Origin of the sequence: Streptomyces sp. NPDC059989, assembly GCF_042736975.1 — a bacterium.
In the GTDB taxonomy this organism is placed as follows: Bacteria; Actinomycetota; Actinomycetes; order Streptomycetales; family Streptomycetaceae; genus Streptomyces.
Window position 1 is genome coordinate 209,402 of record NZ_JBHWUO010000001.1, and the last position, 21,802, is coordinate 231,203.

The following is a 21,802-nucleotide window of genomic DNA, read 5'->3' on the forward strand; positions in this document are numbered from 1 at the left end:
TCGCACCTCGTGCGACGGCCTTCCCCAGCGGTGGGCGGTCCGGCTACTGGCCGAAGGTGGGCCAGCCGGTCGGGGCGCTCGGTCTGCCGCTGGGCGTCAGGGACGGCGATCCGCTGGGTCCGCCGTCCGCTCCGGTGCTGACGCCGCCGTTGTTGCCTCCCTGGTTGGTCCCGCCCGTGGGGTCGGGGCAGAGCCTCCACGGCTTGCAGGTGGGCTTGCCGCCCTTGGAGGGGGTCGGGGAGACCGGCGGGGCGGAGCTGGTCGGGGGCATCGAGGGAGTGGCGGACGGAGACGGCACGGCCGAGGGGGTGGGGGAGGGGGCTCCCGCGGAGTCGGCGGTGACGCCGATGTCCTCGGCCTCCGGGAACTGCTTGACCGGGGCGTCCTTGAGCGCCTCGCGCATGTACTCGGTCCAGATGACGGCCGGGATGTCACCACCGTGGATGGAGTCGGTGCCGCCCACGCCGTTCATGGAGATCAGCTTCTTGTCCGCCGAGTTGGGGTCGGTGCGGAAGAGGGTGACGGACGTGGAGAGCTCGGGGGTGTAGCCGACGAACCAGGCCGACTTGTTCTGGTCGGTGGTTCCGGTCTTGCCCGCGGCCGGCCGGCCCAGCTTCTTGACCTTGGTACCGGTGCCGTTCTGGACCACGTTCTCCAGGACCTTGGTGACGTTGTCTGCGACGTCGCTGTCCATGGCCCGCATGTCCTTGGGCGCCTCGAAGCCGCTCAGCGCCTCGCCGTCCTTCTCGACCTTGGTCACGGAGAAGGGCTCGCGGTGCGTGCCGGAGGCGGCGAAGGTGGCGTACGAGTCGGCCATGCGGATGGCACTCGGGGTCGAGGTGCCCAGCGCGAACGAGGCGGTGTTGTCCTTGTCCATCGAGTCGGGGAGGATCCCGGTCGACTCGGCCACCTCACGCACCTTGGCGTGGCCGACGTCGAAGACGAGCTGGGCGAACGGGACGTTGATGGACTTCTCCATCGCCTCGTTGAGGGTCACGTAGCCGTAGGCCGTGGGGCTCTCGTTCTTCTGCCGGAACGGCTTGCTGTCCGGGCCCATGAGGGGCTTGCCCGCACGGTTCTTGATCACGGTCAGGTCGTCGGCCATGTACTTGCTGTCGGTCGAGATGCCCTGGCCGTTGGAGTTCTGGGTGCCGTACTGCATCGCCGCCGCCAGCACGTACGGCTTCCAGGTCGAGCCGACCGGGACACCGATGGTGTTGGCGTTGTTGGTGAAGTGCTTCTGGTCCCAGCCGGGCCCGCCGTAGAGGGCCACGATCGCCCCTGACTTCACATCGACGGAGGCGGCGCCGAACTGCACGAAGGTGTCGTACTCGGGGCGCTTCTTCTCGTCGAGGAAGTCGTTGCGGGTGTCCTCGACCGCCTTGACCAGCGCGTCGACCCTCGGCTTCTGGAAGGTGGTGTGGATCTGGTAGCCGCCCAGGGCCATCTGCTCGGCCGTGATGTTCTTGGTCTTCATCACGTACTGCTTGGCCGTCTCGACCAGGTAGCCGATCTGGCCGGACATGCCGCGGGCCTGCTCGGACTCCACCCGGGCGGGGAAGTCGGTGGGCTTGTACTTGGCCCGCTCCTCCTTGGACATCCGGCCGACCTCGACCTCGCGGTCCAGCACCCAGGCCCAGCGCTTCCTGGCCCGGTCCTCGTTGAGGACGGGGGTGGCCGCGGCGCCGATGCCGCCGTCCGGGTTGTACAGGTTGGGGCCCTTGAGCACGGAGGCCAGGAAGGCGCACTCCGAGGGGGTCAGGTCCTGGGAGTCCTTGCCGAAGTAGGCGCGGGCCGCGGCCTGGATCCCGTAGGCGTCCCGGCCGTAGTAGGCGGTGTTCAGGTAGCCCGCGAGGACCTTGTCCTTCTCTTCCGAGACGCCCAGCTTTATCGAGATGAAGAGCTCGGTGACCTTGCGCTTGAGGGTCTGGTCGGAGTCCAGGAAGTTGTTCTTCACGTACTGCTGGGTGATCGTCGAGCCGCCCTGGGTGGAGCCGCCCGTGGCCATGTTCCACACGGCGCGGGCGATGCCCATCGGGTCGACGCCCTTGTCCGTCTCGAAGGACTCGTTCTCCGCGGCGATCACGGCGTCCCGCATCGACCGGGGGATCTTGTCGATGGTCACGATCTGCCGGTTCATAGAACCGCCGGTCGCGACCATCTGGGTGCCGTCCTGCCAGAAGAAGACGTTGTTCTGCGCCTGGGCCGCCTTGTTCGGGTCGGGCGTGCCCACCATGGCGATGCCGACGCCGGCCCCGGCCGTGATGATCGCGAAGAAGCCCAGGCACGTACCGCTGACGAGCTTCCAGGACGGCACGAAACGCTTCCAGCCGGACCTGTCGGACCGCGGGTAGTTGATGAGCCGCTTGTCCGGGCGCCCCGAGCCGCGAGCGGCCTTCGCGGAGCCGCGTCCGCGGCCCGTGGAACCTCTCTGTGCGGCCCGGCGGGCCCCGGCTCTGGTGCCCTGCGCGGAACGTTCCGCATGGGGGCCGCTGGGCGACGCGGTGGGGACGTCACGTCCGGCCCCGGCGCCCCGGCCGGGGCGCTGCTGGGCGGCCCGGCGGGCCGAGGCTCGCCCACCGCCCTCGGACTGCGGCGGTTTACGGCGGTGCTCGCTCATCGAACGACTACTCCTCGGGCAGGCGAGTGGCCTGGAAGCGGCAGATGAATTCCGGTTCCCCCGGTGTCATGGCGCACAGACTACGCACGGTCAAAACCCGAACAGTGCCGAAGTTCACCCCAAATCAGGCAACTCGACTCGTACGAATTGGTGATGTGATGCCGGTCACCACGTCACCCCTTGTCGCCGGACCCGGCCCGTTCTATCGTCTGGATGTATCGAGCCGATACATCAGCTCGGTATAAAGACTCAGAGTCGGAGGAGAGGCAGGCGGATGAGCAGACGCTCAGGCATCCTCGAATTCGCCGTCCTCGGCCTGCTTCGCGAATCCCCCATGCACGGCTACGAGCTGCGCAAGCGGCTCAACACGTCACTGGGGGTCTTCAGGGCCTTCAGCTACGGGACGCTCTATCCCTGCCTCAAGACGCTGGTCGCCAACGGCTGGTTGATCGAAGAGCCGGGCAACGCCCCGGAGGACGCTCTCGCCGCTTCACTCGCAGGGCGCCGCGCCAAGATCGTCTACCGGTTGACGGCCGCGGGCAAGGAGCACTTCGAGGAGCTCCTCTCCCACACGGGCCCCGATACCTGGGAGGACGAGTCCTTCGCCGCCCGCTTCGCCTTCTTCGGTCAGACCGAGCGAGAAGTGCGCATGCGAGTGCTGGAGGGCCGCCGCAGCCGGCTCGAGGAGCGCCTGGAGAAGATGCGCGCCTCACTGGCCCGCACGCGGGAGCGCCTCGACGACTACACGCTCGAGCTGCAGCGACACGGCATGGAATCCGTGGAGCGCGAAGTGCGCTGGCTGAACGAGCTCATCGAGAGTGAGCGGGCGGGACGGGATCGGATGCGACCCGGTCCGTCCGACGAAACTGAAAAATGAGGCCTGCATCTCGCAGACCTCGTCCGAGAACAAACAGGGAGCAACCGGAATGGGTTCGGTTCGCGTAGCCATCGTCGGCGTAGGCAACTGCGCCGCCTCGCTGGTGCAGGGCGTCGAGTACTACAAGGACGCCGACCCGGCGGCCAAGGTCCCCGGTCTGATGCACGTCCAGTTCGGCGACTACCACGTGCGTGACATCGAGTTCGTCGCCGCGTTCGACGTCGACGCGAAGAAGGTCGGCCTCGACCTTTCGGACGCCATCGGCGCCAGCGAGAACAACACCATCAAGATCTGCGACGTCCCGAACGCCGGTGTGACCGTCCAGCGCGGCCACACCCTGGACGGCCTGGGCAAGTACTACCGCATGACGATCGAGGAGTCCGCCGAGGCTCCGGTCGACGTGGTCCAGGTCCTCAAGGACCGCGAGGTCGACGTCCTGATCTGCTACCTGCCGGTCGGTTCCGAGGCCGCGGCGAAGTTCTACGCCCAGTGCGCCATCGACGCCAAGGTCGCCTTCGTCAACGCCCTCCCGGTCTTCATCGCCGGCACCAAGGAGTGGGCGGACAAGTTCACCGAGGCCGGTGTCCCGATCGTCGGCGACGACATCAAGTCGCAGGTCGGCGCCACCATCACGCACCGCGTGATGGCGAAGCTGTTCGAGGACCGCGGTGTCCGTCTTGAGCGCACCATGCAGCTCAACGTCGGCGGCAACATGGACTTCAAGAACATGCTGGAGCGCGACCGCCTGGAGTCGAAGAAGATCTCCAAGACGCAGGCCGTCACCTCGCAGATCCCCGACCGTGAGCTCGGCGAGAAGAACGTCCACATCGGCCCGTCCGACTACGTGGCGTGGCTCGACGACCGCAAGTGGGCCTACGTCCGCCTCGAAGGCCGTGCCTTCGGCGACGTCCCGCTGAACCTCGAGTACAAGCTCGAGGTGTGGGACTCCCCGAACTCCGCCGGTGTCATCATCGACGCGCTGCGCGCCGCGAAGATCGCCAAGGACCGCGGTATCGGCGGCCCGATCCTGTCGGCGTCCAGCTACTTCATGAAGTCCCCGCCGGTGCAGTACTTCGACGACGAGGCCTACGCCAACGTCGAGAAGTTCATCAAGGGCGAGGTCGAGCGCTAGCCGAACCCCCAAGGGTCCCCTGGACACCTGGACTTCGGCTGTTCTTCCGCGGAGGGTCCCCGGGCAATGTGCCCGGGGACCCTCCGCGTATGTGACCCTTTCCCACATGCCTGTCGTACGTGATCTGCGCGTACTCCTGCGCCTGCGGGACTTTCGCAACCTGCTCGCCGTACGGCTGCTCTCGCAGGCGGCGGACGGCGTCTACCAGGTCGCGCTCGCCACCTACGTCGTCTTCTCCCCGGAGAAGCAGACCTCGCCCGCGGCCATCGCCTCGGCCATGGCGGTGCTGCTCCTGCCCTACTCGGCGATCGGCCCTTTCGCCGGCGTGCTGCTCGACCGCTGGCGCCGCCGCCAGGTCTTCCTCTACGGCAACCTGCTGCGGGCCTTCCTCGCCTGTGTCACCGGCATGCTGATCGTCTCGCACGTCCCCGACTGGCTCTTCTACGCCTCGGCGCTGTCCGTGACCGCCGTCAACCGCTTCGTCCTGGCCGGGCTCGCCGCCTCCCTGCCCCGCGTCGTCGAGCCCGGGCAGCTGGTCACCGCGAACGCGCTGTCCCCCACCGCCGGAACCCTCGCGGCGACCGCCGGCGGGGGGCTGGCCTTCCTCGTCCGGCTGCTCGCCTCCGACTCCAACGCCCTCGTCATCCTGCTCGGGGCCGGGCTCTACCTGTGCGCGGCCCTGGTCTCGCTGCGCCTGGCCCCCGACCTCCTCGGGCCCGACCATCCGCCCGGCGTGCTCCACCCGTCGGTCGGCGAGGGAATCGCCCTCACCATCCGGGGCATGGCCGAAGGCCTGCGGCACCTGGCCGCCCGCCGTGAGGCCGCCCAGGCGCTCACCGCGATGACCATGATGCGGTTCTGCTACGGAGCGCTCTTCGTCACCCTGCTCATGCTCTGCCGCTACGCCTGGTCGGAAAACGAGTCGGACGGACTGGCCCTCCTGGGCGTCGCCGTCGGCGTCTCCGGAGCCGGGTTCTTCACGGCCGCCGTGATCACGCCCTGGATGGTGGGACGGCTCGGCAGGCTGGGCTGGATCACCGCCTGCTCCGCGGGCGCCGCGGCCCTGGTGCCGGCGCTCGGCCTGTCCTTCGCCCCCGGGCCGATGCTGGTCGCCGCGTTCGTCCTCGGCCTCGCCACCCAGGGCGCCAAGATCTCCACCGACACGGTGGTGCAGTCCCAGGTGGACGACGACTACCGCGGACGGGTCTTCTCGGTCTACGACGTGCTGTTCAACGTCGCGTTCGTCGGCGCGGCGGCGGTGGCCTCCCTCATGCTCCCCACCGACGGGCGCTCCGTGACCCTGATCCTCTGTGTTGCCGCCCTCTACGCCGCGACCGCGGCGCTGCTGGGCCGGCAAGGGGGGCGACGTTTCACGTGAAACATTCGATGTTTCACGTGAAACACAGCCGCCGGCACCCGTACGTCAGGCCTGAGCGGCCCACCACTCCTTGAGAGCGGCGACGGCCGCGTCGTGTCCCATCGGACCGTTCTCGAGCCGCAGCTCCAGCAGGAACGCGTACGCCTTCCCGATCACCGGACCGGGACCGACGTCCAGGACCTGCATGATCTCGTTGCCGTCCAGGTCGGGCCGGATCGCGTCCAGCTCCTCCTGCCCCTGGAGCTGGGCGATGCGCTCCTCCAGCCCGTCATAGGTGCGGGAGAGGGCGTTGGCCTTGCGCTTGTTGCGCGTGGTGCAGTCGGACCGGGTCAGCTTGTGCAGGCGCTCCAGCAGCGGACCGGCATCGCGGACGTAGCGCCGCACCGCGGAGTCGGTCCACTCCCCGTCGCCGTAGCCGTGGAAGCGCAGGTGCAGCTCCACCAGCCGGGACACGTCCTTGATCATGTCGTTGGAGTACTTCAGCGCCGTCAGCCGCTTCTTGGTCATCTTCGCGCCCACCACCTCGTGGTGGTGGAAGGAGACCCGGCCGTCGCTCTCGAAGCGGCGGGTGCGCGGCTTGCCGATGTCGTGCAGCAGCGCCGCGAGGCGCAGCACCAGGTCGGGGCCGTCCTCCTCCAGGGCGATGGCCTGCTCCAGCACGATCAGCGAGTGGTCGTAGACGTCCTTGTGGCGGTGGTGCTCGTCACTCTCCAGCCGGAGCGCGGGCAGCTCGGGCAGGACCCGGTCGGCCAGCCCGGTGTCCACGAGCAGGCCCAGGCCCTTGCGCGGGTTGGCCGAGAGGATCAGCTTGTTCAGCTCGCCCTGGACCCGTTCCGCCGAGACGATCTCGATCCGGTCGGACATGGCCTTCATGGCCGCCACGACCTCCGGTGCGACCTCGAAGTCCAGCTGCGCGGCGAACCGGGCCGCCCTCAGCATGCGCAGGGGGTCGTCGGAGAACGAGTCCTCCGGGGTGCCGGGGGTGCGCAGGACGCCGGCGGCCAGGTCCTCCAGCCCGCCGTGCGGGTCGATGAACTCCTGCTCCGGCAGAGCCAGCGCCATGGCGTTGACCGTGAAGTCGCGCCGGACCAGGTCCTCCTCGATCGAGTCGCCGTAGGAGACCTCGGGCTTGCGCGACGTACGGTCGTAGGCCTCCGAGCGGTACGTCGTCACCTCGATCTGGAAGCTTCGATCGGTGTCTCCGACGCGGGCCGCCTTCTGCGCCCCGACCGTGCCGAAGGCGATCCCCACGTCCCACAGCGAGTCCGCCCACGGCCGGATGATCTTCAGGACCTCCTCGGGCCGGGCATCGGTGGTGAAGTCGAGGTCGTTGCCGAGACGCCCGAGCAGCGCGTCGCGGACGGACCCGCCGACCAGGGCGAGGCGGAAGCCCGCCTCCTGGAACCGGCGGCCGAGCTCGTCGGCGACAGGGGCGACGCGCAGCAGTTCACTGACCGCGCGGCGCTGCACCTGACTCAGGGCACTGGGGTTGTCTTCATTGGCGTTCGGCACAACAGAAAAGGGTACGTGTCCCGCCCGGCCGGAGCTCCCCCGTTTCCCGGCGACCCCGGTACACCGGCACCCCGGGCCGGAGCCGATCATGTGGAGCAAGGCGCGGCACTCGCGCACAGCGGGCCTCGTTACCATGCGTGGACGCACAGACGACGACCACTGACACTTCGAGGGACGGGCTAGCGCGTGGCCGAGGCGGCAGACATCCTGGGGGCGTCCCCCGCCCCTGTCCGGCGCCGATGGCTGCGCAGGGCGGTGGTCCTGCTGGCCGGGACGCCCGTGCTCGCCGCGCTGGTCTACTCTCCCGCCCCCAAGGCCCAGGCCGCCCAGGCGACCGCCGTGGACGTCCAGCTGACCTCCATGGCCCCCGCCGCCCCGGTCAAGGGCGACACCCTGACCATCTCCGGCACCGTGGTGAACACCGGCTCCGAGACGATCAACGACGCCCACGTGGGGCTGCGGGTCGGGCCCGCGCTCACGGACCGGTCCTCCATCGACGACGTGGCGGAACGCAGCGGCTTCCGGGCCGGTGCCGACCCGGGCGAGATCGATCCGGCCTACGCCGTGAAGATCGCCTCGCTGCCCTCGAAGGTCCGCCAGGAGTTCACCCTGACCGTCCCGGTGAACAAGCTGGAGCTGGACAAGGACGGCGTCTACCAGCTCGGCGTCTCCCTGTCCGGGACGACCGAGAGCCGCCCCCTGGAGCAGGTCCTGGGCATCGAGCGGACCTTCCTGCCCTGGCAGCCGGAAGCCGCGGCCAAGCGCGCGCAGCTCACCTACGTGTGGCCGCTGATCTCCACCACCCACGTGACCGCGGAAACCGGCTCGGACGAGACCCAGACCCCCGTCTTCCTCGACGACTCCCTCGCCGAGGAGCTCAAGCCGCAGGGCCGCCTGTGGCAGATGGTCGCGCTCGGCAAGGAGCTGCCGATCACCTGGGTCATCGACCCCGACCTGCTCTACACCGTCGACGCCATGACGAAGGGCTACCGGGTCCGCACGCCGGACGGAAAGTCCACCCAGGGCAAGAACAAGGCCGTCGCCGAACAGTGGCTGAGCTCCCTCGAAACGGCCGTCCAGGGCAAGAAGGTCGTCGCGCTGCCCTTCGCCGACCCCGATCTCGCCTCCCTCGCCCACCACGGCAAGGACGTCTCGGGCACCCTCGGACAGCTGCGGCCCGCCACCGACAAGGCGAAGCAGGCCGTCGAGACGGTCCTGCACGTCCCGGCGTCCACCGACTTCTCCTGGCCCGTGGACGGTGCCATCGATCCCTCGATCGTCAACGTCGCCACCTCGGCCGGCGCGCACAACGTGCTCACCCGGAGCGACAGCCTGGGCGAGACCGGAAGCCTCGGGTACACCCCCTCGGCCGCCCGCCCCATCGGCGCGGGCACCACGGCCGTGGTCGCGGACGCGGAACTCTCCACCGCCTTCGAAGGCGACATGCTGAGCGCCGGGAACTCCACCCTCGCCGTCCAGCAGTTCCTCGCGCACAGCCTCGCCCTGAACCTCCAGAAGACCGACGAGCAGCGCAGCTTCGTCGTGGCCCCGCAGCGGATGCCCTCCCTCAGCCAGGCGAACAGCATGGCCGTCGCCCTGCGCGCCCTGCAGGCCGGCCGCTGGACCCAGCCCGGGGACCTCGAAACCGCGGCCGCGGCGAAGCCCGACCCGCGCGCGGCCACCCAGGTCCCCGGAGCCGGGCAGTACCCCGAGGCCCTGCGCAAGCACGAGCTGCCGGTGTCCGCCTTCGAGAAGATCCGCACCACCCAGAACACCCTCGACCACTTCAAGGTGATCCTCGCCGCACCCGACCGCGTCGAGATCCCCTTCGGCAACACCACCAACCGGGAGATGTCCACGTCCTGGCGCGGGCGCCCGGAAGAGGCCCGGGTCTACCGGGACCAGGTCCAGGACTACCTGATCGCTCTCACCGAGAAGGTCAAGGTCATCCCCAAGTCCGACGCGACCCTGTCGGGACACAGCGCCACCATCCCGGTCAGCGTCCAGAACAGCCTGGTCCAGGACGTCCACGACCTGGTCCTGCGGGTCCGGTCGGCGAACCCCAGCCGCCTGATGTTCGGCGACAGCGGCCAGGCGGAGCAGCAGGTCACCGTCCAGGGCGACCACACCCAGACGGTGAAGTTCCCCGCCAACGCCACCGCGAGCGGCCCCGTCGAGGTCACCGCACAGCTCTTCACCAAGGACGGCGTCGCCTACGGCAAGCCGCGCACCTTCACCGTCGAGGCCACCGAGATCACCCCGACCGTGATGCTCGTCATCGCCGGCGGTGTGCTCCTCCTCGTCCTGGCCGGCATCAAGATGTACGCCAGCCGCAAGCGCGTCGCGGCACGCGCGGCCGCCGAGGAGGGCACGCAGCAGAGTGACGAGTCCCCGGACACCGGACCGCAAAGCACCGACGGGTCCGGCACGGGTGAGACAGTGGACCGTTGAGCGATGCCGTGGCCGGTCGGCCTGGGGACGATGAGGTGGGGTTTCGATGAACGCGCCGTACGACGGTGACCGTGCGCAGGGCACTGGTGGGCCCGCGCCCTCCCAGGGCACTGCCCCGGGCACCCCGGTGCCCGGGCAGGTCCCCGCGCCTGCGCCCGCGCCGGACCGCGACCCGTATGTCCAGGACGCCTACGACCACGACCCGTACCGGTCCCAGGACCTGTCCGCCCAGGATCCCGTCGCCGAGGTGCTCTACGACCGGGCCTCTCACCCCCCGCCGCCGCCCGGCACCTACCGGGAGCCCGACCCGCTCTACGGGGCGCCGACCGCACCCTCGTACGCGCCCGACCCCCGTGTCTGGGCACAGACCCCTCCGCCGGAACCGGACGGCCCGTCCCGCCACCTGCCGTACGGCGACCACGCCACCACCACCCAGTTCGTCGGCGTGGACTCCCTCGTCACCAACGCGGCGGACGAGCAGCCCGAACCCGATGCCTTCGCCCACCTGTACCGGGACCAGGAGGCGGCTCCCCGCACCCCCACCGAGGAGGCCCCCGTCGCCGCCCCGGCGCCGAGCAAGCCCGCGGGACGCGCCTCCAGCCTCCTGAAGTCCAGCGCGCTCATGGCCGCCGGCACGATCGTCTCCCGCATCACCGGCTTCCTGCGGACCCTGGTCATCGCCGGTGCGATCGGCGTCGGCACCTTCAACGACACGTACCAGATCGCCAACACCCTCCCCACGATGATCTACGTGCTGGTCGGTGGCGGCGCGCTCAACGCCGTCTTCATCCCGCAGCTGGTCCGGGCCATGAAGAACGACAGCGACGGGGGAGAGGCCTACGCCAACCGGCTGCTGACCCTCGTCGTGGTGCTGCTGGCCGCCATCACCACCATCTGCGTGCTCGCCGCACCGGTGTTCATCACGATGATGTCGCCGAAGATCGCCTCTGACCCGCACCAGATGGACGTCGCGGTCGCCTTCGCCCGCTACTGCCTGCCCACCATGTTCTTCATGGGCGTCCACGTGGTCCTCGGTCAGATCCTCAACGCCCGCGGCCGGTTCGGCGCGATGATGTGGACCCCGGTCCTCAACAACATCGTCGTCATCGCCACCTTCGGCGCCTTCATCTGGGCCTTCGGCGGCTTCACCACCTCCGGCGTCAACGCCACCACCGTCACCGCCGACGGCGTCCGCCTGCTGGGCCTGGGCACCCTGCTGGGCCTCACCGTCCAGGCCCTCGCGATGCTGCCCTACCTGCGCGACGCCGGCTTCTCCCCCCGCCTGCGCTTCGACTGGAAGGGCCACGGCCTGGGCAAGGCCGCCCGCCTGGCGAAGTGGACGTTCTTCTTCGTCCTCGCCAACCAGATCGGGCTCGTCGTCGTCACCCAGTTCGCCACCTGGGCCGGCTCCGTCGCCGAGAAGCAGGGCCACCCCGGCACCGGCATCACCGCCTACAACTACGCGCTGCTGCTGTGGCAGATGCCGCAGGCGATCATCACCGTCTCCGTCATGACGGCCGTCCTGCCGCGCATCTCCCGCTCCGCCCACGACGGGGACGCCGCCGCCGTCCGCGACGACATCTCCTACGGACTGCGCACCTCGGCCGTGGCGATCGTGCCCTGCGCCTTCGCGTTCCTCGCCCTGGGCGTCCCCATGGCCACGCTGCTCTACGCCGGCTCCGGCTCCGGCGCCCAGAACATCGGCTACATCCTGATGGCCTTCGGCCTCGGGCTCATCCCGTACTCGGTGCAGTACGTCGTCCTGCGCGGCTTCTATGCCTACGAGGACACCCGCACGCCGTTCTACAACACCGTCATCGTCGCCGCCGTCAACGCGGCGGTCTCGGCGGCCTCCTTCTTCGTGCTCCCCGCCCGCTGGGCCGTGGTCGGCATGGCCGCGGCCTACGGACTGGGCTACACCGTCGGAGTCGGCGTCGCCTGGCGCCGCCTGCGCACCCGCCTCGGCGGCGACCTCGACGGCGCGCACGTGATGCGCACCTACGCCCGCCTCACCGGCGCCTGCGTCCCCGCGGCCGTCGTGGGCGGCGGCGCCGCCTACGCGGTCACCCAGTGGCTGGGCAGCGGAGTCGGCGGCTCCGCCGCCGCCCTCGTGGCCGGCGGCATCGCCCTGGCCGCCGTGTTCCTCATCGCCGCCAAGCGCATGCGGATCGAGGAGCTCAACTCGATGGTCGGAATGGTCCGCGGACGACTGGGGCGCTGATGCGCACAACCGTCGCCCCCTTTCGTGTGTCGTGCATAGGGCAAGACTGTGGGCACAATTGGCATGGCTTCGCAGACTGGCCGACAGCGCGCAACGGATGGGGAGGCGGGAACGACGGTGGCGGAACGTAGCACGGCTGCCGTCGACGTGGCCGACAACAGTGGCGACGAGCCGCTGGCCGCAGGAGCGGACAAGGTCACGGCCGACGGGGTGGACACCCAGAACGGACGAGCCGCGGACGGACCCATGGCCGACAAGGACGCCGAGCGCACGACAGCGGCCCCCGCGGCCGCCCCCGAGCTCCACAGCGGCCACAAGCTCGCCCGGCGCTACCGGCTCGAAGAGTGCGTCACCCGTGTGGACGGATTCAGCAGCTGGCGCGCGATGGACGAGAAATTGCGCCGGGCCGTGGGCGTCCACCTGCTGCCCGCCGACCACCCGCGGGCCCGCTCCGTCCTGGCCGCGGCCCGCTCCTCCGCCCTGCTCGGCGACCCCCGGTTCGTCCAGGTCCTCGACGCCGTGGAGGAGAACGACCTCGTCTACGTCGTCCACGAGTGGCTCCCCGACGCCACCGAACTCACCGCGCTGCTCGCCGCGGGCCCGCTGGAGGCCCACGAGGCCTACCAGCTCGTCAGCCAGATCTCCCAGGCCATGACCGCCGCCCACCGCGAAGGCCTCGCCCACCTGCGGCTGACGCCCAGCGCGATACTGCGCACCTCCACGGGCCAGTACCGCATTCGCGGCCTCGCCGTGAACGCCGCCCTGCGCGGGATCACCAGCGAGACCCCGCAGCGAGCCGACACCGAGGCCATCGGCGCGCTCCTGTACGCCGCCCTCACCCAGCGCTGGCCGTACGAGAACGACGCCTACGGCCTCGCCGGCCTGCCCAAGGGCGTGGGACTGATCGCCCCCGACCAGGTCCGCGCCGGCGTCCACCGGGGCCTGGGGGAGCTCGCCATGCGCGCGCTCGCCAACGACGGGGCCACCGCCTCCCGCCAGGAGCCCGCCTGCACCACCCCCGAGGAGCTGGCCAAGGCCGTCGCCGCGATGCCCCGCATCCGGCCGCCGGAGCCCGCCTTCACGGCCCCGCCGGAGTATCAGCACACCACCTACCAGCAGGGCAACTACGGCCGTCCCACGCCCCCCGGTACTCCCCCCACCCAGAACGTCACGGTCGTCCCTCCGCCGCCCCCGCTGAACGGCCGCACCGGTCGGGCCCTGAAGTGGGGCGTCGCCGCCCTGCTCATCGCCGCCCTCGGCCTCGGCAGCTGGCAGCTGGCCGACGCCCTGCTGGAGCACGGCACCCAGGGCGACAACGGCAGCAGCAACACCCAGCCCAAGGACAACGACGCCCCGAAGGAACCGGAGCGCGTCCCCCTCACCATCAGGCAGGCCGCCGAGTACTACCCGGACGGCAAGCCCCAGAACATCGACGGCGTCTCGAACAGCTACGACGGCGACCCCGATTCCTACTGGCGGACCTACGCCTTCAACGACGGCCCCGACCTGGGGATCTACAAGGAGGGCCTCGGCCTGGTCTTCGATCTGGGCTCGGAGCAGGACGTGAGCGGCGCCTCGATAGCGTTCAAGTTCGGCGGCGACCACACGAGCGCGACGATCTACGCGGCCCCCAGCATGTCCTCGTCGACGCCGGTCGGCAGCCTGCAGAAGATCATCGCCGGGACCACCTCCGACAAGCGGATCGACCTCGTCGCGCCCACCGCGGTCAAGACGCGCTACGTGGTCGTGTGGCTCACGGCCATGCCGAAGTCCGGTCCCTCCGACTACAGCGGCGCCGGCTACAAGCAGGGCATCTCGAACGTCTCGTTCTCCCGGACCTCATAACAAGACGGCGCCAACCAGGAGGGGAATCATGAGGCCTGCGGCTGACGACCCTGCCTCGGCCCAGGACCAGGAGCTCCTGGCGATGCACGCAGCCGGAGACCCCGATGCCTTCGGTGAGCTCGTGCGGCGCCACCGGGACCGCCTGTGGGCCGTGGCCCTGCGCACCCTCGGCGACCGCGAGGAGGCCGCAGACGCCGTGCAGGACGCCCTGGTCTCCGCCTACCGGGCCGCCCACACCTTCCGCGGGGAATCCGCCGTCACCACCTGGCTCCACCGCATCACCGTCAACGCCTGCCTCGACCGGGCCCGCAAGGCCGCCTCCCGCAGGACCTCCCCGCTCGACGACACGGACCGCCTGGAGCGCCTCCTGGAGCCCCACGAGTCCGCCGAGGCCCCCGCGGAACGCCAGGACCTCCACCGGCAGCTCCTGGCCGCCCTGAGCACCCTCCCGGCCGAGCAGCGGGCCGCACTCGTCCTCGTCGACATGCAGGGATACCCCGTCGCCGAGGCCGCGCGCGTCCTCGACGTCCCCACCGGCACCGTGAAGAGCCGGTGCGCGCGCGGCCGGGCGAAACTCCTCCCGATGCTCACTCATCTGCGCACGAATGCCGGGGATAACACCGCCGCCGAGCGGGGAAGGAACCGGACGCCGGGGACAGCCGTCCCACCAGCGGCAGAACCGAGTCATCCAGACCCAGACGCAGTGAAGGGCGGAGGTGGACGACCATGACCCCGGCGACTGGCATGCCCGGCACGACCGGCACGATCCGGCACCCGGACGTCTCGGAGATCTCCGACCTGACCGAAGGGCTCCTCTCCCCGTCCCGGACCGCCGAAATCCGCCGCCACCTGGGCGACTGCCCCCTGTGCGCCGATGTCCGCGCCTCCCTGGAGGAGATCCGCTCCCTGCTGGGCACCCTCCCCGGACCGGCCCGGATGCCCGCCGACATCGCGGGCCGTATCGACGCGGCCCTGGCCGCCGAAGCGCTCCTCGACTCCACCAGCCCCCGAACCCGGCCCGCGTCGGCTCCTCGGCCCCGCCCGACCGAGGGCGATGTTTCACGTGAAACGCCCCCGGCTGCCACGGGGAAGCACCCCCAGCCCTCCGCTGCCGGCGGATCCGGCGTCCACCGGCCCTCCGGTCACCCGACCGGCCCAAGCGGACCCGGCCGTCGTCGTGCCCGCCGCCGGATCGCCGTACTCACGGGACTGGCCGGGGCCGCCGCCTGCGCGCTCGGGATCTTCCTGTTCAGCGACCTGTCCGGCACATCCGACCGCCCCACGGCCCGCAGCGAGGCCGCGAGCTCCGCGGCCCGGCCTTCCGCCGAAGCAGGTGCCTACACCGCGCAGGGCCTCCAGAAGAACGTCCAGCAGCTCCTCGACTCCCAGAAGCTCGCCGGAACCGACTCCGGGCAGCAGAACAACACCTACGGGATGGAGAACACCCCGCCCGCCCAGGGGGTAGCCCCCGGCGACCTGCGGGTAGGCACCGTCCCGGCCTGCGTCCAGGCCGCAACCGGCCGCTCCGAGGCACCCCTCGCCACCGAGCGCGGCCGCTACCAGGGCACGGCCGTCTACCTCCTCGTCCTGCCGCACCCAGGTGACTCCTCCCGCGTGGACGCCTATCTCGTCGATGCCGGATGCGAGAACGAGGCCTCGGGAGCCCCCGGAAAGCCCCTGCTGACGAGCACCCATCCCCGGAGCTGACGCGTCGGGACGCACACGGGGACGGGAGGGGAATGCATGCGCCGTAGGATCCGTTGGGTGGGGTGAGAGTCCGCACCGGCCCCCGGTAGGCAGCACGCAGTCCGCAGAGACGAGGAAGAAACCCGTGAGCGACGTCCGAAACGTGATCATCATCGGCTCCGGGCCGGCCGGTTACACCGCCGCCCTGTACACCGCACGCGCTTCGCTCAAGCCCCTGGTCTTCGAAGGTGCCGTCACCGCCGGTGGCGCCCTGATGAACACCACCGAGGTGGAGAACTTCCCCGGGTTCCAGGACGGCATCATGGGGCCGGACCTGATGGACAACATGCGCGGCCAGGCCGAGCGCTTCGGCGCCGAGCTCGTCCCCGACGACGTCGTATCCGTCGACCTCACCGGTGAGATCAAGACCGTCACCGACACCGCCGGCACCGTGCACCGCGCCAAGGCCGTCATCGTCACCACCGGCTCCCAGCACCGCAAGCTCGGCCTGCCCAACGAGGACGCCCTGTCCGGCCGCGGTGTCTCCTGGTGCGCCACCTGCGACGGGTTCTTCTTCAAGGACCACGACATCGCCGTCGTCGGCGGCGGCGACACCGCGATCGAGGAAGCCACCTTCCTCTCCCGGTTCGCCAAGTCCGTCACGATCGTCCACCGCCGTGACAGCCTGCGCGCCTCGAAGGCCATGCAGGACCGCGCCTTCGCCGACCCGAAGATCAAGTTCGCCTGGGACAGCGAGGTCGCCGCGATCCACGGCGAGCAGAAGCTCTCCGGCCTCACCCTGCGCAACACCAAGACCGGTGAGACCTCCGAGCTGCCCGTGACCGGCCTCTTCATCGCCGTCGGCCACGACCCGCGCACCGAGCTGTTCAAGGACCAGCTGGAGCTCGACGCCGAGGGCTACCTCAAGGTCGACGCCCCCTCCACCCGGACCAACGTGACCGGCGTGTTCGGCGCCGGCGACGTCGTGGACCACACGTACCGTCAGGCCATCACCGCCGCGGGCACCGGCTGCTCCGCCGCCCTCGACGCCGAGCGCTTCCTCGCCGCCCTCGCGGACGCCGAGAAGGCCCACGCCGCGGTCTGACCCGGTCCGACCCCCTTACCAGCCCCCCACCCCACACCCCGCAGGAAGAAGAAGGAGGCCGCTGTGGCCGGCACCCTCAAGAACGTGACCGACGCTGACTTCGACGCCGAGGTCCTCAAGAGCGACAAGCCCGTACTGGTGGACTTCTGGGCCGCCTGGTGCGGACCGTGCCGCCAGATCGCGCCGTCCCTCGAGGCCATCGCCGCCGAGTACGGCGACCAGATCGAGATCGTCAAGCTGAACATCGACGAGAACCCGGCCACGGCTGCCAAGTACGGCGTCATGTCCATCCCGACCCTGAACGTCTACCAGGGCGGCGAGGTCGCCAAGACCATCGTCGGTGCCAAGCCGAAGGCCGCCATCCTGCGCGACCTCGCGGACTTCGTCGAGGTCAAGACCGCCTGACGGTTCGATGTTTCACGTGAAACGGGGCCGCCCCCTTCGTGGGGGCGGCCCCGTTCCGCGTTTTTGAAGGATTCAGGTTCCTGCTCACAGCGGGCGCAGCGCGGGCTCCTTGCGCGCCGCACCCAGCAGCCGGTCCAGGGCCAGCTCCACGTCTTCCTTCCACGACAGCGTCGAGCGCAGCTCGAGCCGCAGCCGCGGATGCACCGGGTGGGGCCGCACCGTCTTGAAGCCCACGGCCAGCAGGTGGTCCGCCGGCAGCAGGCACGCCGGGCCCTCCCACCGCGCGTCCCCGAACGCCTCGATGGCCCGGAACCCGCGCCGCAGCAGATCCTTCGCGACCGTCTGGACCATCACCCGCCCCAGACCCTGCCCCTGATACCCCGGCATGATCCACGCGGTGATCAGCTGAACGGCGTCCGGTGAGACGGGACTGGTCGGAAACGCGGTGGCCCGCGGCACGTACGCCGGCGGCGCGTACAGCACGAACCCCACCGGAACCTCGTCCACGTAGACCACGCGGCCGCACGATCCCCACTCCAAGAGGACAGCGGAGATCCAGGCTTCCTTCTCCAGTGCGGGCGTACCCGCCTTCACCGCGGCCTCGCCGCTGACCGGATCCAGTTCCCAGAACACACAGGACCGGCAACGACGGGGCAGGTCCTGGAGGTTGTCCAGCGTGAGCGGTACCAGCCGACGACCCATGAACGCATCGTATCCACTGACCCTCACTCTTTCGACAGCAAAAGGGCGGACCGTACCGGTTCGCACCGGCACGATCCGCCCCTCGGCGGCCGGGGGTCACTCCCCGGAAAGACCCTGCTCCAGCACCCGGCCCTCGCCCGGCGCCAGCGTCCCCAGAATCCGCTCCAGATCCTCCATCGACGCGAACTCGACGGTGATCTTGCCCTTCTTCTGGCCCAGATCCACCTTCACCCGCGTCTCGAACCGGTCCGACAGCCGCGTCGCCAGCTCGCTGAGCGCGGGAGCCACCCGGGCACCCGCACGCGGACCCTTCGGCCTCACGGCACTCGTGGGCTCCGACGCCATCAGCGTCACGATTTCCTCGACCGCACGCACCGAGAGCCCCTCGGCCACGATCCGGTGGGCCAGACGGTCCTGCTCCTCGGAGTCCTCGACCGCCAGCAGGGCCCGCGCATGCCCCGCCGACAGCACACCCGCGGCCACCCGGCGCTGAACCGAAGGCGACAGCTTCAGCAGCCGCAGCGTGTTCGACACCTGGGGACGCGACCGGCCGATGCGGTCCGCCAGCTGGTCGTGCGTGCAGTTGAAGTCCTGGAGCAGCTGGTCGTACGCCGCAGCCTCTTCCAGCGGATTCAGCTGGGCCCGGTGCAGGTTCTCCAGCAGCGCGTCCAGCAGAAGCTTCTCGTCGTCCGTGGCCCGGATGATCGCCGGAATGCTCTCCAGACCGGCCTCCCGGCAGGCCCGCCAGCGCCGCTCGCCCATGATGAGCTCATAGCGACCGGGGGACGCCTGCCGCACCACCACCGGCTGGAGCAGGCCCACCTCCTGGATGGAGGTCACCAGCTCGGCAAGGGCGTCCTCGTCGAACACCTCGCGCGGCTGCCGCGGGTTCGGCGTGATCGCGCCCATCGGAAGCTCCGCGAAGGTCGCTCCCGCCACCCCATTGGTCTCGGGCTCCGCCGGCACCGGCTCACTCACCGCCGCGACCGCAAGCGATGTTTCACGTGAAACATCGGCTTGGGCCAGCGCAGCGAGCTTCGCCGCCGCGATCCCACGCTCCGAGGTCAACACCGGCACCGCCGACGGGGACGTCGAACCGGAACCGATCACCGGCGGCGTCTTCTCCTGCGGAGCCGCGGGAATCAGCGCACCGAGCCCCCGCCCCAGACCTCTACGTCGCTCACTCACTGGATCCCCTCCGCCACATTCTGCGTGCTGTTCATACCCGCGCCCAGGTGGGCCTGCTGGGCCTCGTACTGCATTCCGACCCCTCGATACGCGATCTCCCGCGCAGCCTCCAGATAGGAGAGGGAACCACTGGAACCCGGGTCGTACGTGAGCACCGTCTGCCCGTAGCTCGGTGCCTCGGAAATGCGCACCGACCGCGGGATGCTCGTCCGCAGTACCTCCTTGCCGAAGTGCGTGCGCACCTCCTCCGCCACCTGCGAGGCCAGCCGGGTCCTGCCGTCGTACATCGTCAGCAGGATCGTCGACACATGCAGCGTCGGATTCAGGTGGGCCCGCACCAGGTCGACATTGCGCAGCAGCTGACCCAGGCCCTCCAGCGCGTAGTACTCGCACTGGATCGGGATCAGCACCTCCGCTCCGGCCACCAGGGCGTTCACCGTCAGGAGCCCCAGCGAGGGCGGGCAGTCGATCAGGATGTAGTCGAGCGGCTGCTCGTACGCCTGGATCGCCCGCTGGAGACGGCTCTCACGGGCCACCAGGGACACCAGCTCGATCTCCGCACCCGCCAGGTCGATCGTGGCCGGGGCGCAGAAGAGGCCCTCCACGTCCACCACGGGCTGGACGACCTCCAGCAGGGGCCGGCTGTCCACGAGCACGTCGTAGATCGAGGGCACATCCGCGTGGTGGTCGATGCCCAGCGCCGTGGAGGCATTGCCCTGCGGGTCGAGGTCGACCACCAGGACCCGCGCCCCGTGCAACGCCAGCGAGGCCGCCAGATTCACGGTCGTCGTGGTCTTGCCCACGCCGCCCTTCTGGTTGGCGACCACGATGACCCGGGTCTGCTCCGGTCGGGGCAGCCCCTCGCCGGCGCGCCCCAGCGCCTCGACCGCCAGCTGGGCGGCTCGGCCGATGGGTGTGTCGTTGTCTACAAGGGGCGGAGGCGATGTTTCACGTGAAACATCCTCGCCCGCCGATTCAGAGCGGGGACCGGGGACCGGATCGGCCATCGGCCCCGCGAGGTTGGCGTCGGACCGCACGGTGTCACTCTCCTCGACATCAGGCTCGCGATGAACAGAGCCTGCCATGTCACCCGGGTCGCGAACCAGCGGGGCCCGTACTCCTGTGGATGAATCCACCGATGTGGACAACTCCGTCCCCCTCACATCCTTGCGGAGGCGGGGGGACGCAGCCGCACGACCGCGGCTGATGATTCCGTGCAGCAGAGAGCGACGTTTCACGTGAAACACGATGCCCGGAGGGAGTCTCCCCGCCGCTACGACACTCCGAAATCCATACCTATAGGGCCCAACACAGGCCAAATCTCCTCGGGTACCCCGAGGATCAGAGGCTCAGCGGCGCCGGCGCGTGCGTTGCACCCGGGCAGCCTTAGCCCGCTTGGCCGCGAATCTCACCCCACCGGGGCTCTCTCCGACCTCGACCCGGACCACCGTCGACAGCGGATCGACCACGCCCTCGCCCACATGCAGCACCGAGGTCTTCACCACACCGAGCTTCGTCAGCGCCGCCTTGGCCGCCACGAGCTCTTCCTCCGCGGTGTCGCCCTTCAGCGCCAGCATCTCCCCGTACGGACGCAGCAGGGGAACGCCCCAGCCGGCCAGCCGGTCCAGTGGAGCCACCGCGCGCGCCGTCACCACATGCACCGGCTGCAGCTTGCCGAGAACCTCCTCGGCCCGCCCGCGCACCACGGTGACGTGGTCCAGGCCCAGCAGCTCCACGACCTCCTGGAGGAAGTTCGTCCGCCGCAACAGCGGCTCCAGCAGCGTGATCTTGAGATCACGACGCACCAGCGCCAGCGGGATACCGGGCAGACCCGCGCCCGAACCCACATCGCACACGGTGACGCCCTGGGGCACCACCTCCGAGAGCACGGCGCAGTTCAGCAGATGCCGCTCCCACAGCCGCGGCACCTCGCGCGGCCCGATCAGGCCCCGCTCGACTCCCGCGTCCGCCAGCAGCTCCGCGTACCGCACAGCTTCCGGGAAAAACTCACCGAACACCGCGCGCGCCTCTTCAGGCGCCGGGGGAAGCTCAGCTGCCTCCGTCACGGGGACCGTCCTTCCGTACCGCATGGTTGTTCACATGCCAGGCTGACAAACTTCGGCCCCGTCTGCGACACAGACGGGGCCGAACACGTGCGCTACCGATCAGGCCGGAAGCACAACGACGAAGCGCTGCGGCTCCTCGCCCTCGGACTCGCTCCGCAGACCCGCGGCCGCCACGGCGTCGTGGACGACCTTGCGCTCGAACGGCGTCATCGGGGCCAGCTTCAGGGGCTCGCCGGACGCCTTCACGTCCGCCGCGGCCTTGGCGCCCAGCGCCGCCAGCTCCTCGCGCTTCTTCGCACGGAACCCGGCGATGTCCAGCATCAGCCGGCTTCGGTCCCCGGTCTCCCGGTGCACGGCGAGGCGGGTCAGCTCCTGCAGAGCCTCCAGAACCTCACCGTCGCGGCCCACGAGCTTCTGCAGATCACGGCTGGCGGAGTCGCTGACGATCGACACCGCGGCCCGGTCGGCCTCGACGTCCATGTCGATGTCGCCGTCCAGGTCGGCGATGTCCAGCAGACCCTCGAGGTAGTCGGCCGCGATCTCACCCTCCTGCTCGAGGCGGGTCAGGGTGTCGCCGCCCTCAGCGGCGGCGGTGGTGGTGCCTTCCGTCACGG

The 21,802-nt window shown here is 70.1% G+C and carries 16 protein-coding genes and 2 pseudogenes; 11 read left to right on the forward strand and 7 right to left on the reverse strand.

Annotated elements, in window-relative coordinates; all coding sequences use genetic code 11:
* Positions 1 to 43: 43 nt before the first annotated feature.
* Positions 44 to 2,620, reverse strand: coding sequence for a transglycosylase domain-containing protein (locus ACFWBN_RS01025; protein WP_385168477.1), 2,577 nt, complete (start codon positions 2,618 to 2,620; stop codon positions 44 to 46).
* A gap of 274 nt (positions 2,621 to 2,894) precedes the next feature.
* Here ACFWBN_RS01025 and ACFWBN_RS01030 point away from each other — a divergent pair, with 274 nt between their 5' ends.
* The 3 genes from ACFWBN_RS01030 (at position 2,895) to ACFWBN_RS01040 (ending at position 6,007) form a co-directional block, all read left to right on the forward strand.
* On the forward strand, positions 2,895 to 3,497 hold the full coding sequence (locus ACFWBN_RS01030) for a helix-turn-helix transcriptional regulator (protein ID WP_385168480.1): 603 nt from the start codon (positions 2,895 to 2,897) through the stop codon (positions 3,495 to 3,497).
* A 49-nt stretch (positions 3,498 to 3,546) separates the two neighbouring features.
* Positions 3,547 to 4,629 carry an inositol-3-phosphate synthase gene (locus ACFWBN_RS01035; RefSeq protein WP_385168483.1) on the forward strand — a complete coding sequence of 361 codons (1,083 nt, stop codon included), beginning with the start codon at positions 3,547 to 3,549 and terminating at the stop codon, positions 4,627 to 4,629.
* Between the two features lie 106 nt (positions 4,630 to 4,735).
* On the forward strand, positions 4,736 to 6,007 hold the full coding sequence (locus ACFWBN_RS01040; RefSeq protein WP_385168486.1) for an MFS transporter: 1,272 nt from the start codon (positions 4,736 to 4,738) through the stop codon (positions 6,005 to 6,007).
* Positions 6,008 to 6,052: 45 nt separating this feature from the next.
* Here ACFWBN_RS01040 and ACFWBN_RS01045 read toward each other — a convergent pair whose 3' ends face one another.
* Positions 6,053 to 7,519 carry a CCA tRNA nucleotidyltransferase gene (locus ACFWBN_RS01045; RefSeq protein WP_385168489.1) on the reverse strand — a complete coding sequence of 489 codons (1,467 nt, stop codon included), beginning with the start codon at positions 7,517 to 7,519 and terminating at the stop codon, positions 6,053 to 6,055.
* Between the two features lie 186 nt (positions 7,520 to 7,705).
* Between ACFWBN_RS01045 and ACFWBN_RS01050 the strand changes: the two genes are divergently transcribed.
* The 7 genes from ACFWBN_RS01050 (at position 7,706) to trxA (ending at position 17,232) form a co-directional block, all read left to right on the forward strand.
* Entirely contained in the window at positions 7,706 to 9,970 is a 2,265-nt protein-coding gene (locus ACFWBN_RS01050; RefSeq protein WP_385168492.1) for a DUF6049 family protein, read from the forward strand.
* A 46-nt stretch (positions 9,971 to 10,016) separates the two neighbouring features.
* On the forward strand, positions 10,017 to 12,191 hold the full coding sequence (murJ, locus tag ACFWBN_RS01055) for a murein biosynthesis integral membrane protein MurJ (protein WP_385168495.1): 2,175 nt from the start codon (positions 10,017 to 10,019) through the stop codon (positions 12,189 to 12,191).
* A gap of 117 nt (positions 12,192 to 12,308) precedes the next feature.
* The gene (locus tag ACFWBN_RS01060; RefSeq protein WP_385168499.1) at positions 12,309 to 14,036 is read left to right on the forward strand and encodes a serine/threonine protein kinase; all 1,728 of its coding nucleotides are present in this window, start codon (positions 12,309 to 12,311) and stop codon (positions 14,034 to 14,036) included.
* A gap of 28 nt (positions 14,037 to 14,064) precedes the next feature.
* The gene (gene sigM / locus ACFWBN_RS01065; protein ID WP_385168505.1) at positions 14,065 to 14,766 is read left to right on the forward strand and encodes an RNA polymerase sigma factor SigM; all 702 of its coding nucleotides are present in this window, start codon (positions 14,065 to 14,067) and stop codon (positions 14,764 to 14,766) included.
* Positions 14,763 to 15,743, forward strand: a complete 981-nt coding sequence (locus tag ACFWBN_RS01070; protein WP_385168510.1) for an anti-sigma factor family protein — start codon at positions 14,763 to 14,765, stop codon at positions 15,741 to 15,743. Before sigM ends, ACFWBN_RS01070 begins: the two co-directional genes overlap by 4 nt.
* A gap of 124 nt (positions 15,744 to 15,867) precedes the next feature.
* Positions 15,868 to 16,827, forward strand: coding sequence for a thioredoxin-disulfide reductase (trxB, locus tag ACFWBN_RS01075; protein WP_385168514.1), 960 nt, complete (start codon positions 15,868 to 15,870; stop codon positions 16,825 to 16,827).
* A gap of 63 nt (positions 16,828 to 16,890) precedes the next feature.
* Positions 16,891 to 17,232, forward strand: a complete 342-nt coding sequence (trxA, locus tag ACFWBN_RS01080; RefSeq protein ID WP_327263377.1) for a thioredoxin — start codon at positions 16,891 to 16,893, stop codon at positions 17,230 to 17,232.
* 84 nt (positions 17,233 to 17,316) lie between these two features.
* Here the strand turns inward: trxA and ACFWBN_RS01085 are convergent, their stop codons facing one another.
* Positions 17,317 to 17,934: a GNAT family N-acetyltransferase gene (locus ACFWBN_RS01085; RefSeq protein WP_030707724.1), complete on the reverse strand. Its 618-nt coding sequence runs from the start codon at positions 17,932 to 17,934 to the stop codon at positions 17,317 to 17,319.
* Between ACFWBN_RS01085 and ACFWBN_RS01090 the strand changes: the two are divergent.
* Positions 17,933 to 18,310: pseudogene (locus ACFWBN_RS01090) on the forward strand (hypothetical protein); the annotation flags it as partial. The gene ACFWBN_RS01085 and the pseudogene ACFWBN_RS01090 sit on opposite strands and share 2 nt — an antisense overlap.
* On the opposite strand, the pseudogene ACFWBN_RS01095 reads toward ACFWBN_RS01090, so the two are convergent.
* The 4 genes and pseudogenes from ACFWBN_RS01095 to ACFWBN_RS01110 all read right to left on the reverse strand — a co-directional run.
* Positions 18,298 to 19,122 (reverse strand): annotated as a pseudogene (locus tag ACFWBN_RS01095) (ParB/RepB/Spo0J family partition protein); the annotation flags it as partial. The pseudogenes ACFWBN_RS01090 and ACFWBN_RS01095 overlap by 13 nt on opposite strands.
* Complete coding sequence (locus ACFWBN_RS01100) at positions 19,119 to 20,207, reverse strand: ParA family protein (RefSeq protein ID WP_385168520.1); 1,089 nt, start codon at positions 20,205 to 20,207, stop codon at positions 19,119 to 19,121. The gene ACFWBN_RS01100 and the pseudogene ACFWBN_RS01095, both read right to left, overlap by 4 nt.
* A 264-nt stretch (positions 20,208 to 20,471) precedes the next feature.
* Positions 20,472 to 21,188, reverse strand: a complete 717-nt coding sequence (gene rsmG, locus ACFWBN_RS01105; protein ID WP_385168523.1) for a 16S rRNA (guanine(527)-N(7))-methyltransferase RsmG — start codon at positions 21,186 to 21,188, stop codon at positions 20,472 to 20,474.
* 99 nt (positions 21,189 to 21,287) lie between these two features.
* Entirely contained in the window at positions 21,288 to 21,800 is a 513-nt protein-coding gene (locus ACFWBN_RS01110; protein WP_365164382.1) for a R3H domain-containing nucleic acid-binding protein, read from the reverse strand.
* Between the last annotated feature and the right edge of the window lie 2 nt (positions 21,801 to 21,802).

Bases quoted from the DNA above. Each gene is read 5' to 3' on its own strand.
- ACFWBN_RS01025 (WP_385168477.1), bottom strand. From the start codon at position 2,620: ATGAGCGAGCACCGCCGTAAACCGCCGCAGTCCGAGGGCGGTGGGCGA.
- ACFWBN_RS01030 (WP_385168480.1), top strand. From the start codon at position 2,895: ATGAGCAGACGCTCAGGCATCCTCGAATTCGCCGTCCTCGGCCTGCTT.
- ACFWBN_RS01035 (WP_385168483.1), top strand. From the start codon at position 3,547: ATGGGTTCGGTTCGCGTAGCCATCGTCGGCGTAGGCAACTGCGCCGCC.
- ACFWBN_RS01040 (WP_385168486.1), top strand. From the start codon at position 4,736: ATGCCTGTCGTACGTGATCTGCGCGTACTCCTGCGCCTGCGGGACTTT.
- murJ (WP_385168495.1), top strand. From the start codon at position 10,017: ATGAACGCGCCGTACGACGGTGACCGTGCGCAGGGCACTGGTGGGCCC.
- sigM (WP_385168505.1), top strand. From the start codon at position 14,065: ATGAGGCCTGCGGCTGACGACCCTGCCTCGGCCCAGGACCAGGAGCTC.
- ACFWBN_RS01070 (WP_385168510.1), top strand. From the start codon at position 14,763: ATGACCCCGGCGACTGGCATGCCCGGCACGACCGGCACGATCCGGCAC.
- ACFWBN_RS01085 (WP_030707724.1), bottom strand. From the start codon at position 17,934: ATGGGTCGTCGGCTGGTACCGCTCACGCTGGACAACCTCCAGGACCTG.
- ACFWBN_RS01100 (WP_385168520.1), bottom strand. From the start codon at position 20,207: ATGGCAGGCTCTGTTCATCGCGAGCCTGATGTCGAGGAGAGTGACACC.